The organism is Vibrio sp. Y176 (genome assembly GCF_033438945.1).
Genome location: NZ_JAWOQS010000189.1, coordinates 1 through 927, shown reverse-complemented (window position 1 = coordinate 927; position 927 = coordinate 1). Strand labels below are relative to the sequence as shown.

Genomic DNA, 927 nt, shown 5'->3' with positions numbered 1-927 from the left:
GTACTCGCCAAACTTGAGCATACTCTCAACTACGTGAATTTGTGGCTTGAAGGCATTTCCCTGCAGCACGTGTCTCCAGAAAAAACAAAAACAACGGCAAGTATCACCAAAACGGCTGAGGCGAAAGCTTCATGATCAAAGTACCACAGGACAATAACCGCAACGGCTTAACACCAGATTTAACACCGCTGTTAGACATCATTTTTATTGTGATGGTTTTCTTGATGCTTACCGCCGCAGTCAAACTCGATTCATTAGATGTCGCGCTGCCAAGCGCCGACTCTCAGGCCGTTGCTGAGGTCGATAAGCAGTCGATTACCGTTAATATCCTCAAGGATGAGCCTTATTGGGCGATCAACGGACAAACGTACATCGATTGGGAAAACTTCACTCTCGCGCTGCTAGAAGAGAGTAAATCAACCGATAAACCTATTGTGATTGGTGCAGAAAAAACAGCCAATATTCAATCACTTGTTCAGCTTCTTGGCTTTTTGCAAGAAAACGGAATTCAGGCGACTCAATTGCTCACTGAAGAGTCGCCATAACAAGAACATAAAACTGAGAACATTTTCATGAAGAACACATTATCACCAGTGCGCACAGCGTTGACTGCTGCCGCTCTGTTACTTGCAAGCACGAACCTTTTTGCCAACAACGCCCCAACCTCAGAACGCGTCGTCAGTGCGGGCAGCGCCGTTACCGAACTATTACTTGCGCTCGATGCGAAAGACAGCTTGGTCGCCGTTGATGTAACCAGTACTTTGCCGCAAGGCATGGAGTTACCCGACGTTGGGTATCATCGCCGACTTTCAGCAGAGGGGTTGTTGGCACTGAGCCCACCCAAGTTAATTGGCTCTGATGAGATGGGACCAACTACCACCTTAAATCAACTAAAGTCGGCAGGTGTGGATGTCGAGATAGTCAATA

Annotated in this window: 2 protein-coding genes and 1 pseudogene; all 3 read left to right on the top strand. The window is 47.2% G+C overall.

The genetic code is table 11. The features are described 5' to 3' along the window. Positions 1-135, top strand: a pseudogene (locus tag R7O13_RS25010) (MotA/TolQ/ExbB proton channel family protein); the annotation flags it as partial. After that, positions 132-545 (top strand): ExbD/TolR family protein, encoded by a 414-nt coding sequence (locus R7O13_RS25005; protein ID WP_025552017.1) that lies wholly within the window; start codon positions 132-134, stop codon positions 543-545. The pseudogene R7O13_RS25010 and the gene R7O13_RS25005, both read left to right, overlap by 4 nt. A gap of 27 nt (positions 546-572) precedes the next feature. Continuing rightward, on the top strand, positions 573-927 hold a 355-nt coding region (locus tag R7O13_RS25000; RefSeq protein ID WP_318304961.1), incomplete at its 3' end, for an ABC transporter substrate-binding protein.